Source organism: Peterkaempfera bronchialis (assembly GCF_003258605.2).
Lineage (GTDB): Bacteria > Actinomycetota > Actinomycetes > Streptomycetales > Streptomycetaceae > Peterkaempfera > Peterkaempfera bronchialis.
Genome location: NZ_CP031264.1, coordinates 6176307 through 6189501, shown reverse-complemented (window position 1 = coordinate 6189501; position 13195 = coordinate 6176307). Strand labels below are relative to the sequence as shown.

Sequence of the window (13195 nt, the reverse complement as noted above, 5' to 3'; positions counted from 1 at the left end):
ATCAGGCGAGGAGGCAGGATGACCAGCACGCCGCTGCCCGCGTTCCCCGAGGGCTTCCTGTGGGGTGTGTCCACCGCCGCGTACCAGATCGAGGGCGCGGTGGTCGAGGACGGCCGGGGGCCGTCCATCTGGGACACCTTCGCGCATACGCCCGGCCGGGTCCGCGACGGCCACACCGGGGACACCGCCTGCGACCACTACCACCGCTGGCCGGAGGACCTGGCGCTGCTCGGCGACCTCGGGGTGAACGCCTACCGGTTCTCCCTCGCCTGGCCGCGCGTCCAGCCCGACGGCGCGGGCCCCGCCAACCCCAAAGGGCTGGACTTCTACGACCGGCTGGTCGACGCCCTCGCCGCACGCTCCATCGCCCCCGTCCCCACCCTCTTCCACTGGGACCTGCCGCAAGCCCTGGAGGACCGGGGCGGCTGGCTGGACCGCGACACCGCGCACCGCTTCGCCGAGTACGCCGCACTGGTCGCCGAACGCCTCGCCGACCGAATCCCCGCCTGGATCACCCTCAATGAGCCGCTGGTGCACATGGCCGAGGGCTATGCCTTCGGCAGCCACGCCCCCGGCCGGGCGCTGCTCCTCGACGCCCTGCCCGTCGGCCACCACCAACTGCTCGGCCACGGGCTGGCCACCGCCGCGCTGCGGGCGCACGGCGCCCGCGAGGTGATGGTCACCAACAACTGCACCCCCGTGCGGCCCGCGAGCGACTCCCCCGAGGACACGGCGGCGGCCGATGTCTACGACGCCTTCCACGACCGGTTCTTCAACGACCCGGTGCTGCTGGGCAGGTACCCCGACCTGTCGGCGGTGGGGCTGCCCGCCGACCCGCCGTACCTCCGCGACGGCGACCTGGAGACCATCGGCGCTCCGCTGGACGCGCTGGGCGTCAACTACTACAACCCCACCCGCGTCGCCGCCGCCGCTCCCGGCTCCGGGCTGCCCTTCGACCTGGTGCCGATCGAGGGGGTACCGACCACCGCGTTCGGCTGGCCGGTGGTGCCCGAGGGCCTGTACGACCTGCTGACCGGGTTGCGCGCACGCTACGGAGCCGCCCTGCCGCCGATCCACATCACCGAGAACGGCTGCTCCACCGAGGACGCGGTCGACGAGGACGGCCGCGTCCGCGACACCGCCCGCATCGACTTCCTGGACGGCCATCTGCGGGCCCTGCACCGGGCGGCGAAGGCGGGCGTGGACGTACGCGGCTACTTCGTCTGGTCGCTGCTGGACAACTTCGAATGGGCCGAGGGCTACCACCAGCGGTTCGGCCTGGTCCACGTCGACTACGCCACCCAGCGCCGCACCCCCAAGGACTCCTACCACTGGCTGCGTACCGCGCTGACCGGCCGCAACCACCGCCGGGACAGCCGCCGGGACTGACCGGACCCGGACGGCGGACACGGTGCGTCACCCCGGACGGGAGCGGTCGTTGTAGGCGTCGTGGAGACCACGCGCATCCCCCGCCAGCTCCCGCCCCTCGCGGAAGCCCCCCGTCCCCGCTCCGCCCCGCCCGCCGCCTGGGGTGACACCCCGCTCTTCGCCTCGCTCGCCGAGCAGTGGCGTGCCATCGGCCGCGCCGTCCCCGGTCTGCCCGACACCGAGTGGAGCAATCTGACCCGCAGACCGCCGGGCCACGGCCAGCGGCCGTCATGACATCCTGCCCGCCGTCCGACGGACCGGCCCCGGCACGGGATTTGCCGCGCCCCGGCGGCCGGGCGGAGGATGGCCCGCGACGACAGGCGACGCACCGGGAAGGGTGACCGCATGGGCGCGAGGCCACTGCTGAACCGCAGGCTGGACGGACTGGGTACGACGATCTTCGCCGAGATGTCGGCGCTGGCCACCGCCACCGGCTCGATCAACCTCGGCCAGGGGTTCCCCGACACCGACGGGCCCGCCGAGGTCGCCGAGGCGGCGGTGCGGGCGATCCGCGCGGGCCACGGCAACCAGTACCCGCCCGGCCCCGGCGTCCCCGAACTGCGCACCGCCATCGCCGAGCACCAGCAGCGCTTCCACGGCCTCGCCTATGACCCCGACACCGAGGTGCTGGTCACCGCCGGTGCCACCGAGGCCATCGCCGCCGCCCTGCTCGCCCTGCTCGAACCCGGCGACGAGGTCATCGCCCTCGAACCCTTCTACGACTCCTACGCCGCCTGTATCGCCATGGCCGGAGCCGTCCGCGTCCCGCTCACCCTCCGGGCGCCGTCCTTCCGCCCCGACCTCGACCGGCTGCGCGACCTCATCACCCCCCGCACCCGCCTGCTGCTGCTCAACACCCCCCACAACCCCACCGGCGCCGTCCTCACCCCCGCCGAACTCACCGCCATCGCCGACCTCGCCGTCGCCCACGACCTGCTCGTCGTCACCGACGAGGTCTATGAGCACCTGGTCTTCGGCGGCAGCCACCACCCCATCGCCGCCCTCCCCGGCATGCGCGAACGCACCGTCTCCATCTCCTCCGCCGGCAAGACCTTCTCCTTCACGGGCTGGAAGGTCGGCTGGGTGACCGCCTCCCCCGACCTGGTCGCCGCCGTCCGCACCGCCAAGCAGTACCTGACGTATGTCAGCGCCGGCCCGTTCCAGTACGCCGTCGCCGAGGCCCTGCGGCTGCCGGACACCTACTTCGAGACCCTGCGCACCGACCTGTCCCGCAAGCGCGACCTGCTCGCCGACGGCCTGTCGGCCGCAGGCTTCGAGGTCTTCCGCCCCGAGGGCACCTACTTCATCACCACCGACATCACCCCCCTCGGCGAAAAGGACGGCCTGGAGTTCTGCCGCACCCTCCCCGCACGCTGCGGCGTCGTAGCCATCCCCAACGTCGTCTTCTACGACAACACCGACGCGGGCCGCTCCCTCGTCCGCTTCACCTTCTGCAAGCGGAAGGAAACTCTGGATGAAGCAGTAACCCGCCTCAAGCGGCTCGCGCCCTGACGGACGCCGGGCCACCCGATCCGCCAGGGTTCACTCCGTGTCCTTCGCATGCCGTGGCGAGGCGTACACGAGGATCCTTGGTCGCAAGCCTGCCTCGGAGCTGATGCTGGCGGTTCCAGTTGGATGGAGCTCACGCACGCACCTCGACCTGGCCGAGGTCATCGCCATCGAGAGGGCGCAGCGATTCCCTGAGCTGCTCGGGATCGGCGTTGATGCGCCGGGGAACCAGCGAGCCCCGGCTCGCTCGCGGGGGCGGGTGGGCCGGGGCTCGCTGGGGTCGGGGCGGGGTGGGGTCAGGGGGTGGCCGGGGTGACCGGGGTGACCTTCTCGCGGAACGCTGCCAGGCAGGGTTCGCAGTACTGCTCGGCGGCGGGCTCGCCGTCCTGGACGGGTTGGACCGCGGCGTCGCGGTGGAGTACGCGGCCGCAGAGGGCGACATCCGCGCCGCTGGCGACGACGTGCCAGAAGTCGACCGGCCGGTCGCCGCCGGGCTCGGCCGGGCCGTGTTCCGCTCTCATCTCGTGCATTGCCTGCCTCCAGGGCATCGGGCCGCAGCGCGAGCGCGGGCCGCACGCCGATCGGGCCAGGCCGGGCGCCGCGCCGCCAACCATGCCTACAGGGGAACGTTAAGCCGGAAGGGGCGCGGCGGCACGCCGAGCGGTCCGACCGGATGACTGTGCGAAGAGATGGCCGTGCGAAGAGATGGCGGTGCGAAGAGATGGCGGTGCGAAGAACTGCCAGCGTCAAGGAGGCGCCGGGGCCATGCCCCGTACGAGGGGCGGTGCGTCCACCGGCGGGCGCGGTTGCCGGGGTGGGCGCGGTGCCGCCGCTACGGTGAGGCGCGATGACCACGCGACTGCTGATCCTGGGCGCCACCGGCCCGACCGGCGCCCTGCTCCTCGACCGGGCCCTGGCCGCCGGCCATGAGGTGACCGCGCTGGTGCGCGACCCGGCGCGGCTCACCCGGAGCGATCCACGGCTGACCGTGGTCTCCGGTGATGCCACGTCGGACGCGGATGTCTCCCGGGCGGCGATGGGGGCCGATGCGGCACTGGTGGCGCTGGGGTCCGGACGGTCCGTCAGATCGCAGATCGCCAGCCGCTCCGCCGCCGCGCTGATCCCGGCGCTGCGGGCGCAGGGCGTGGACCGGGTGGTGGTGCTCTCCGCCTTCGGCGTCGGGGAGACCGAGCGGCAGGCGGGCCTGCTGATGCGGTCGGCCTACCGGACGGTGATGCGGCAGCTCTTCGCGGACAAGGCCAAGGCCGACGCGGCCTGGCGGGCGAGCGGCCTGGACTGGACGCTGGTGTACCCGGTGACGCTGACCAACGGCCCACGGACCGGCACCTACCGGGCGGTGCCCGCGCTGCGCGCCCGGGGGGTGCCACGGATCAGCCGGGCCGATGTGGCCGACTTCATGCTGGCCCAGATCGGTGACACCGCGTGGAGCGGGCGTACGGCCGTGCTGGCGGGCTGAGCACCACTGCGCTGTACCCCCAGCCGTGAGCCGTGAGGAAGAAGCTGCCCCCGTGCGGAACCTGCTGCGCCGGACCGTCCCCCTCGCCATCGGAGCGCTGCTCTGCGGCCTCGCCGCCGCCCCGGCGGCGGCGGCCCAACCGCCCCCCGTGACCGTCCAGTTGCTGGATATCACGGACTTCCACGGCCACCTCCAGCCGCCCGCCCCGGGCGACGGCGGCACGGTCACCGGGCCGGACGGGCGCACCGTCACGGTGGGCGGCGCCGCGTATCTGGCGGCCCAGTTGGAGCGGCTGCGGGCCGGGCACCGCAACACCGTCACCTTCGCCACCGGGGACAGCTTCTCGGGGTGGCCGTTCGAGGTGGACGCCTTCCGCGACGAGCCCACGGTGGAGGTGCTCAACCGGCTGGGACTGCGCTTCTCGGCGGCGGGCAACCACGAACTGGACGTCTCGCCCGGCTTCCTGGTGGACCACATGGAGCACGGCCGCTGCTTCGGCACCGTGGACCGGGACAGCTGCTTCACCGATTCCACCGGCCGCCGCTTCCACGGCGCCGACTTCGACTTCCAGTCCGCCAACCTGGTGGACGCCGCGACCGGCCGCCCGGTGCTGGCCCCGTACCGGGTGGAATGGTTCGACGGCCCCGGCGGCACCCGCCTCCCGGTCGGCTTCATCGGGCTCACCATCCCGGACACCCCCACCGGCTCCACCTCCTTCCAACCGGGGCTGCGGGCGCTGGACGAGCTGCGGACGGCCGACCGGTACGCCGCAGAGCTGCGCCGCAAGGGTGTCCGGGCGATCGTGCTCAATGTGCACGACGGCGGGGCGCAGCGCGATCCGGCGGCCGGGTACGACGGCTGCGGCTCGGCGTGGGGGCCTGCGATCGACCTCGCCGCCCGGGTCTCCCCCGACATCGACGCGATCACGACCGGGCACTGGCACCATGCGTTCCGCTGTGTGCTGCCCGACCCGGCCGGCAATCCGCGCCCGGTGCTGGAGGCCGGCCACCATGGCGGGGTGGTCAGCGAGATCGACCTCGCGCTGGACCCGCGCACCGGCGAGGTGATCCGCGACCGGACCACCTCGGTCAACCATCCGGTCACCCGGGACCTGCCGCCGGACCCGGCGGTGCAGCGGATCACCGACTACTGGGTGGACCGGGCCGCCGAACGCCGGTCGGAGCCGCTCGCCCGGCAGACCGGCTCCTTCACCCGGGCCGAGGACGCGGACGGCGAGTCCACCGCCGCCGACTTCTTCGCCGATGTGCAGCTCTGGGACGCCGCGCGGACCCCGGGCGGCCACGCCGACCTGGCTCTGCTCGCCGCCCGCCCGGCCGTCGGCGCCACGGCGGTGCGCGGCGACCTGCCGTACGACCGGGGCGACACCCCGGGTGACGCCGACGGGCGGGTGCTGCTGGGCGAGTCCTGGGACGCCTACGGCTATGGGAACCCGGTGCTCTCGGTGAAGCTGACGGGCAGTCGGCTGAAGGCCGTACTGGAGCAGCAGTGGCAGTCCCGGTCGGACGGCTCGGTGCGGTTCGCGCCGCTGGCCGTCTCGGGCAACGTCTCCTACCGCTACGACCCGCAGCGGCCGGTCGGACGGCGGATCGACCCGGCGGAGGTGCTGATCGGCGGCAAGCCGCTGGACCTCCGGCGGACCTACCGGGTGGCCGCGCTGGCGTACACGGTGGTGGGCGGCGACGGGTATCCGGCCTTCTCCGGGTACACCGACCCGGTCCGGTGCGGTACCGACCATGAGGTGCTGGTGGACTATCTGAGGGCGCATCCGGTGATCTCTCCGGCGCCGCTGGACCGGGTGCGCCGCACGGCCTGAGCACCGGACCGGACGAGGACAGACCGAGGACAGGCCGAGGACCGCCCCGGGGCAGACATAGGGGGGCGTGCGGGGCGGTTACGCGCGCCTCCCCGAATGGACGCACAACCAGTGAGCCGCCCACAGCCCACCCAGGGTTGTCAAGAGGGCCCCCTCGGGCGGCAACCGGACGGCTATGCTCCTGATTGCTCACCGCACCGACACGATTACTCCAGGTCAGACGCGGGCGCAGGATCTCTGCGCACGGAGCGCCGCAAGCGCCGGGCGCACGGCTGATTCACCCGATCGGCCGTATCCCGCTCCCCGTTCGGTCGTTGTCCCGATTGTCGTTCCTTCCTTTCAACTGCTTGAGGATGCCGATGGTTCGTACTGGAACGCCATCCGCAGGCCCACGGCCCGCATCCGCGCTCGTCTGGATACTGCCCCCCGTGGTGATGGCCGTCTGCGCCGCCGCTGCGGTGGCGACGGTGTCGGCGGCGGCCCGGGTGCCGGTCGCGTGGTGCGGTGCCGTGGCGACCGCGGCGGTGCTGCTGATCGCCGGCGAGACCGCCCGCCGGGGGTGGACGATCACCGCACTGCGCCGCCGGCATGCCGACCAGGAGGCCGCCCTGCACCGCAGGCTGGCCGAGCAGGAGGCCGGGACGGCCCGGCTGGCCGAGGTGCTGCTGCCGGAGGCGGTGATCCGGCTGCAACGCGGCGAGTCGGCGGCCGGGGTGCTGAAGGCCGCCGCCTACGAGGCGGGCAAGGACCCCGACTTCACCCCCGCCCACCACGCCGTGCTGCGCACGGTGGTGGAGGCCGTGGTGGCGGAGGAGGACCTGCGGGACTCCGCACAGCGGGCGTTCGTCAACATCGCCCGCCGGGTGCAGGCGATCGTCCACCAGCAGGCCCAGGATCTGCGGGAGATGGAGCACCGGCACGGCGAGGACCCCGAGGTCTTCGGCGACCTGCTGCACATCGACCACGGCACGGCCCTGATCGGCCGTCTGGCCGACTCCATCGCGGTGCTGGGCGGCGCCCGGCCGGGCCGGCAGTGGAGCCAGCCCGTGGCGATGTTCAGCGTGCTGCGCGGGGCGATGTCGCGAATCCTCGACTACCAGCGGGTGGACCTGCACTCGGTGGCCGAGGTGGCGGTGGTGGGCCCGGCGGCGGAGCCGCTGATCCACGCCCTGGCCGAACTGCTGGACAACGCCACCCGCTACTCGCCGCCGCAGACCCGGGTGCATCTGAGCGCCACCGAGGTGCAGTCCGGGGTGGCCGTGGAGATCGAGGACGGCGGGCTGGGCATGGGCGAGGAGGCCCGCAACCGGGCCGAGGCGATGCTCAACCTGGGGTCCAGCGGCATGGACCTGACCGACCTGGGCGAGACGCCCAGGCTGGGGCTGGCGGTGGTCGGCCGGCTTGCCCACGCGTACGGCTTCCAGGTCTCGCTGCGGCCGTCCGCGTACGCGGGCGTGCGGGCGGTCATGGTGATCCCCGGCGATGTGCTGACCTCCGTGCCGCCGCCCCGCGCCGTACCCCGGCCGGGCACCATGCCGCCGCCCCGGCCGATGCCGACCCGGCCGGCGCAGCCCCGGCCCGGGGCGCAGGCTCCGGCGGCGGTACGGCACCAGGAGGAGGAGCCGGTCGCGGTGGAGCAGAACGCGTACGGCCTGCCGCAGCGGCGCCGCCGTACCTCGGCGGCGCCCCGGCCCCGGCCTGGAGGGGCGATCCCGGCCTCCCCCGCCCGGGCCAGGATGCAGGCCCCGGCCCCGGCCCCGGCCCCGGCGCCCGCGTCGGCCGAGCGGCCCGTGCAGCCGGGGATCTGGCTGGCCGCCTTCCAGGCAGGGATCAACGGGGAGGCACTGCCCACTGCGGTGCCGTCCCGAGGGCAGGGTGACGACTCATCGGACGAGGGGGAGTAGCAATGTTGCAGCAGCAGCAGCGACCCAACATGGACTGGATGCTCCAGGACCTGGCGACCAGCGTGCCGTGCACCCGCCAGGTGGTGGTCCTCTCGGCGGACGGCCTGCGGATGGCCCAGTACGGCACCGACGCGGACACCGCCGACCGACTCGCCGCGGCCTGTGCCGGGTTGCAGAGCCTGTCGGCGGCGGTGGCCGCCGAGTTCCCGCACGGCGACGGGCGGATGAGGCTGGTGGTGATCGAGATCGACGGCGGCTTCTTCTATCTGATGGCGGCCGGGGCCGGGGCCTATCTCGCGGTACTGGCCGACGACGGGGTGGACGCCGGGCTGATGGGCCAGCGGATGAGAGACCTGGTGCTGCGGATCGGCGAGCACCTGACCAGTCCGCCGCGCGTCGACAGGCCCGCCCCGTGAGCAGTGCCGGCGAGGACACGGACGACGGCCCGGAGCGGATGTATGTGATCACCGGCGGTCGCAGCCAGGCGGGCGACCAGGAACGGCTCGACCTGGTCACCCTGGTGGTGGCCCGGTCGATGCCGGAGCCGGGCATGCCGCCCGAGCACACCGCCATCGTGCGGATGTGCCACTACCCGCTCTCGGTGGCGGAGATCTCCGCCTATCTGGAGCTGCCGGTGAGCGCGGTCAAGGTGCTGCTGGCGGATCTGCTGGCCGGGGGGCGGGTGGAGGCCAGGGCACCGATCCCCGCCGCCTCGCTCCCCGACATCGAACTCTTGGAGGCGGTGATGCATGGACTCCAGAAGCTCTGAGACGGTCCTGCCCGGCCCCCGGCAGGAGGACACCCTGCCCGCCTCGGCCACCGCCGCCGTCAAGGTGGTGATCGTCGGCGGCTTCGGGGTCGGCAAGACGACCCTGGTCGGCTCGGTGAGCGAGATCCGCCCGCTGACCACCGAGGAGACCATGACCCAGGCCGGGGTGGGGGTGGACGACACCGCCGGGGTGGAGCGCAAGACCTCCACCACCGTGGCCATGGACTTCGGCCGGATCAGCCTCAACGACCAGCTGGTGCTGTACCTCTTCGGCACACCCGGCCAGGAGCGCTTCTGGTTCCTCTGGAACCGGCTCTTCGACGGCGCCCTGGGCGCCGTGGTCCTGGTCGACACCCGCCGACTGGAGGTCAGCTTCGATGTGATCGGCCGGCTGGAGGAGCGCGGTGTGCCCTTCGTGGTCGCGGTCAACGCCTTCCCGGACGCGCCGGCGCACCCGGTGTCGGAGCTGCGGGCGGCGCTGGACCTGGACGAGTCGGTACCGCTGGTCGACTGCGACGCCCGCCGACGGACCTCCAGCAGGGACGTCCTGCTGACGCTGATGCGCTACCTGTACACCCTCACCGCCACCCCGGAGCCGCTGTGACCGCCTCCTCCCCCGACCACGCCCGCAGCGCCGCCCCTCCGCCGGGCTGCCCCGCCCATGTCCACGCCGCGCCCGGCGCCGCCCCGGGCGGGGGCGCCGGTGCGGGCGCCGACGAGCCGGTCCGGTTCTACGGCCCGGCGGCCGAGGCCGATCCCATCGGGCTCTACGAGCAACTGCGCAAGCGGCACGGACCGGTGGCGCCGGTGCTGCTGGACGGCGACGTCCCGGCCTGGCTGGTGCTCGGCTACCGGGAGACCCTGGAGGTGGCACGGGCGCCCAAGCGGTTCTCCCGCGACTCCCGGATCTGGCGGGACCTGCGGGAGGGGAAGATCCCCGAGGACTCCCCTCTGCTGCCGATGGTGAGCTGGCGGCCGGACTGCCTCTCCGCCGACGGCAAGGAGCACCAGCGGCTGCGCGGGGCGGTCACCGAGAGCCTGGACCGCTTCGACCACCGGGGCATCCGCCGCCACATCCACCGCATCGCCAACCGGCTGATCGACGACTTCGCCACCGACGGCAGGGCGGAGCTGCTGGCGCAGTACGCCCAGCATGTGCCGATGCTGGTGCTGACCCATCTGCTGGGGCTCCCGGAGGAGGACGGTCCACGGCTGGTCCGGGCGAGTGCGGACCTGATGACCGGCAGCGAGCGGGCGGCGGCGGCCAACGACCTCATCCTGGAGACCCTGCGGCAGCTGGTGGAGCAGAAGAAGGCCACGCCCGACCACGACTTCACCTCCTGGCTGCTCGCCCACCGCTCGGGGCTCACCGACGAGGAGGTGCAGAACCATCTGCGGCTGGTGCTGGTCGCCGCCAACGAGACCACCACCAACCTGATCGCCAACACCCTGCGGGTGGTCCTCACCGACAAGCGCTTCCGGGCGTCGCTGGCCGGCGTCCGGATGACCGTGGCCGACGCGGTGGAGCAGGTGCTGTGGAACGAGCCGCCGCTGACCGCCTGCCCGGGGGGCTGGGCCACCGGTGACACCGAGCTGGCGGGGCGCAGCATCCGGGCGGGCGACATGGTGCTGCTGGGGCTGGCCGCCGCCAACACCGACGAGGCGATCCGGCCCGATGTCTCCGCGCCGATGCGGGGCAACCGCTCGCATCTGGCATTCAGTGGCGGGGCGCATATGTGCCCGGGGCAGGAGATCGGCCGGGCCATCACCGACGCGGCCGTCGACACCCTGCTGATCCGGCTGCCCGACCTGCACCTGGCCATACCCGAGGACGACCTGAGCTGGCGCTCCTCGATCTGGGCCCGCCACCTGGAGGGGCTGCCCGTGGCGTTCGCGCCTCGGCGGCCCGAGCCCGAACCGGAGCCGTCCGATCCACAGGGACTCTCCCCCGAGCCGCGTACGGCCCCCCTGCCGGTCCCCACCGCCGGCAGCCCCTCCCCCGCCCCGCCGCCGTCCCGCCTGCGAGCCCTCGTCCGCCTGCTGCTGGGCCGGTGACCGGGGATGAGGGCGGGGGGGCGGTGACCGGTGGTCAGGGCCGGTGATCCGGGACCGGTGGTCAGGGCCGGTGACCAGGGACCGGTGACCCGGGCCGGTGACCCGGGACCGGTGACCAGGGCCGGTGACCCGGGCCGGTGACCAGGGACCGGTGACCCGGGCCGGTGACCAGGGACCGGTGACCCGGGCCGGTGACCAGGGACCGGTGGTCAGGGCCGGTGACCAGGGACCGGTGGTCAGAGGCGGTCATGGGCTGTGACCGGGGCCGGGGGCCGAGGGCCGGGGATCAGGGTCGGAGACCCGAGGCCAACGACCCAGGGCCGGAGGTCCGGGCCAATGACCCGGAGCCAATGCCCCGAGGCCCGAGGCCCGAGGCCAAAGGCGAGGCTGGGGCCGGAGGCCGGGGCCAGGGTCGGAGACCCGGGGCCGGAGGTCAGGGCCAATGACCCGAGGCCAATGACCCGAGGCCGGAGGCCGGAGCAGGAGGCTGGGGACCCCGGGTCGGGCGTTGTGGTGGGCCGCGTTTGGCCGCTGGGGGTCAGGGGGTGTCCGAGCGGCCGGCGAGGGTTCGGGTGAGCGGGACTCGGGCGAGGACCACTGCGCCGCAGAGCACCAGCAGCGCCCCCGCCACCTCCGGCAGCAGCCACCAGCCGGAGCGGACGTCCTCGTGGAAGAGGGTCACCCCCAGGGAGAGGCTCACCAGGGCGTCCCCCAGGGTGAGGGCCGGCTGGGACGCCACCAGCGGGCCCGACTGCATGGCGTTCTCCAGCAGGAAGACGGCGCCCACCCCGGCGGCGGCGAAGCCATAGGTCTGCCAGGCCGTGAAGAAACCGCCGGGGCCGTAGTGCGACCACACCTGGGTGGCGTCCTTCATCAGCGCGGCGGTGAGCGCATAGCCGATGGCCGCCGCCGCGCCGAAGCAGGCCGCCCGCAGACCGCTCTCCGGCCGGGGCAGCGCAACGGCGACCAGCACCGCGACGGCGGCCACACAGCAGACGAGCACGGCGATCCAGCGGTGCGTGGGCGGACTGGCGGTACCGGGCGACGGCGCAGCCGCCCAGAGGGCGACGCCCAGCCCGACCACGACACAGGCCACCGCCGCCCACCCCCGGCGGGGCATCCGCCGCCCCAGCACCAACCCGCCGAGCAGCAGCGCGAACGGCAGCTCCAGCACAAAGAGCGGCTGTACCAGCGAGAGTTCGCCGTTGAGCAGGGCGAGCGCCTGGAAGCAGGCCGCCGCGATCACCGCCCCGAAGCCGCCGAGCCAGACCGGCTGGTGCAGCAGCTCGATGATCAGTGACGGGCGGAAGCCCATGGAGAGGGGCACGGCACGCGCCGCATACCGCTGGAGGACCGTGGCCAGAGCGTTGCTGCCGGCCGCGAGCAGCGCGAACAGCACGGCGAGTACGGTCGTCTGCACCGGTGGCTCCTTCGGACGGCGGTGCTGCGGACTTCACGCTACGTGACATCTCCCGGCAGCAGCCGCAGCGCCACCGTGGCGGCCAGGGTCTTCCTACTCCGGCTCGGGCGCCTCGGAGGCCGCCTCGACGAGGGCGGCGAGGTCGCTCCAGATGGCGCGGGTCAGCGCTGCGGCCCGGTCGCCCTGTCCGGCGGCGCAGGCGGCGATCAGCTCCTGGTGGCGGGTGACCGAGGCGCGGGCCGCCTCGGTGGAGAAGCGGCGGCGCTCCAGGCGGCGGAGCAGCGGGGTGTACCGCTGGACGGTCTCGGTGAGGGCGCGGTTGCCGCAGACCTGGAGGGGGACGGCGTGCAGGTCGTCGTCGGCGGCGATGGCGGCCATCGGGTCGCCGGCGTCCAGTGCCCGGACGAAGCGGTCGTTGGCCTCGGTCATCCGGGCGATGTGCTGGGCCTCCATACGGGGCAGCGCTTCGCGGACGGCGAGTTCGTGCAGGGTGCGGACGACGGTCAGGGCGTCGGCGACCTCCCGGGCGTCGACCGGGGCGACGCGGGTGTAGCTCTGCGGTTTGGAGACCACCAGCCGCTCGCCGGCCAGCCGGGCGAGCGCCTGGCGGACGGGGGCGCGGGAGAGGCCGAGGCGGTCGGCGAGTTCGGCGTCATTGAGGCGCTCCCCCGGGGGGAGTTCGCCGGAGACGATGGCCTCCAGCAGGGCGTCGTACGCCTCGTCGCGCAGCAGCCTCCTGCGTACGGGCTCCCAGGTCGTCATGACTAACATCTTAGATGTCAGTCAGCGCGACGGTGAG

At 73.7% G+C, this 13195-nt stretch carries 13 protein-coding genes; 10 read left to right on the top strand and 3 right to left on the bottom strand.

Features of this window, described 5'->3' with window-relative positions:
- Window positions 1–18: 18 nt before the first annotated feature.
- The 3 genes from C7M71_RS26530 (at window position 19) to C7M71_RS26520 (ending at window position 2940) form a co-directional block, all read left to right on the top strand.
- Window positions 19–1389: a GH1 family beta-glucosidase gene (locus C7M71_RS26530; RefSeq protein WP_111492518.1), complete on the top strand. Its 1371-nt coding sequence runs from the start codon at window positions 19–21 to the stop codon at window positions 1387–1389.
- Window positions 1390–1449: 60 nt separating this feature from the next.
- On the top strand, window positions 1450–1662 hold the full coding sequence (locus tag C7M71_RS26525; protein WP_111492517.1) for a hypothetical protein: 213 nt from the start codon (window positions 1450–1452) through the stop codon (window positions 1660–1662).
- A 111-nt stretch (window positions 1663–1773) separates the two neighbouring features.
- On the top strand, window positions 1774–2940 hold the full coding sequence (locus tag C7M71_RS26520; protein ID WP_111492521.1) for a pyridoxal phosphate-dependent aminotransferase: 1167 nt from the start codon (window positions 1774–1776) through the stop codon (window positions 2938–2940).
- Window positions 2941–3233: 293 nt separating this feature from the next.
- On the opposite strand, the gene C7M71_RS26510 is transcribed toward C7M71_RS26520, so the two are convergent.
- A complete protein-coding gene (locus C7M71_RS26510; protein ID WP_111492516.1) occupies window positions 3234–3467 on the bottom strand; it encodes a hypothetical protein in 234 nt (77 codons plus the stop codon).
- 317 nt (window positions 3468–3784) lie between these two features.
- On the opposite strand from C7M71_RS26510, the gene C7M71_RS26505 reads away from it, so the two are divergent.
- From C7M71_RS26505 to C7M71_RS26475, 7 genes are all read left to right on the top strand, one after another.
- Complete coding sequence (locus C7M71_RS26505) at window positions 3785–4414, top strand: NAD(P)-dependent oxidoreductase (protein ID WP_111492515.1); 630 nt, start codon at window positions 3785–3787, stop codon at window positions 4412–4414.
- A 52-nt stretch (window positions 4415–4466) separates the two neighbouring features.
- Window positions 4467–6248 carry a bifunctional metallophosphatase/5'-nucleotidase gene (locus C7M71_RS26500; protein WP_229758924.1) on the top strand — a complete coding sequence of 594 codons (1782 nt, stop codon included), beginning with the start codon at window positions 4467–4469 and terminating at the stop codon, window positions 6246–6248.
- 359 nt (window positions 6249–6607) lie between these two features.
- A complete protein-coding gene (locus C7M71_RS26495; RefSeq protein WP_229758923.1) occupies window positions 6608–8152 on the top strand; it encodes a sensor histidine kinase in 1545 nt (514 codons plus the stop codon).
- 2 nt (window positions 8153–8154) lie between these two features.
- Window positions 8155–8568 (top strand): roadblock/LC7 domain-containing protein, encoded by a 414-nt coding sequence (locus C7M71_RS26490; RefSeq protein WP_111491686.1) that lies wholly within the window; start codon window positions 8155–8157, stop codon window positions 8566–8568.
- A complete protein-coding gene (locus tag C7M71_RS26485) occupies window positions 8565–8921 on the top strand; it encodes a DUF742 domain-containing protein (protein WP_111491685.1) in 357 nt (118 codons plus the stop codon). Before C7M71_RS26490 ends, C7M71_RS26485 begins: the two co-directional genes overlap by 4 nt.
- Window positions 8902–9525 (top strand): GTP-binding protein, encoded by a 624-nt coding sequence (locus C7M71_RS26480; RefSeq protein WP_111491684.1) that lies wholly within the window; start codon window positions 8902–8904, stop codon window positions 9523–9525. Before C7M71_RS26485 ends, C7M71_RS26480 begins: the two co-directional genes overlap by 20 nt.
- A complete protein-coding gene (locus C7M71_RS26475; protein ID WP_111491683.1) occupies window positions 9522–10976 on the top strand; it encodes a cytochrome P450 in 1455 nt (484 codons plus the stop codon). The genes C7M71_RS26480 and C7M71_RS26475 overlap by 4 nt, the downstream gene beginning before the upstream one ends.
- A gap of 538 nt (window positions 10977–11514) precedes the next feature.
- Here C7M71_RS26475 and C7M71_RS26470 read toward each other — a convergent pair.
- Together C7M71_RS26470 and C7M71_RS26465 are read right to left on the bottom strand one after the other, a co-directional pair.
- Complete coding sequence (locus tag C7M71_RS26470; protein WP_111491681.1) at window positions 11515–12396, bottom strand: DMT family transporter; 882 nt, start codon at window positions 12394–12396, stop codon at window positions 11515–11517.
- 93 nt (window positions 12397–12489) lie between these two features.
- Window positions 12490–13158 carry a GntR family transcriptional regulator gene (locus C7M71_RS26465; protein ID WP_111491679.1) on the bottom strand — a complete coding sequence of 223 codons (669 nt, stop codon included), beginning with the start codon at window positions 13156–13158 and terminating at the stop codon, window positions 12490–12492.
- Between the last annotated feature and the right edge of the window lie 37 nt (window positions 13159–13195).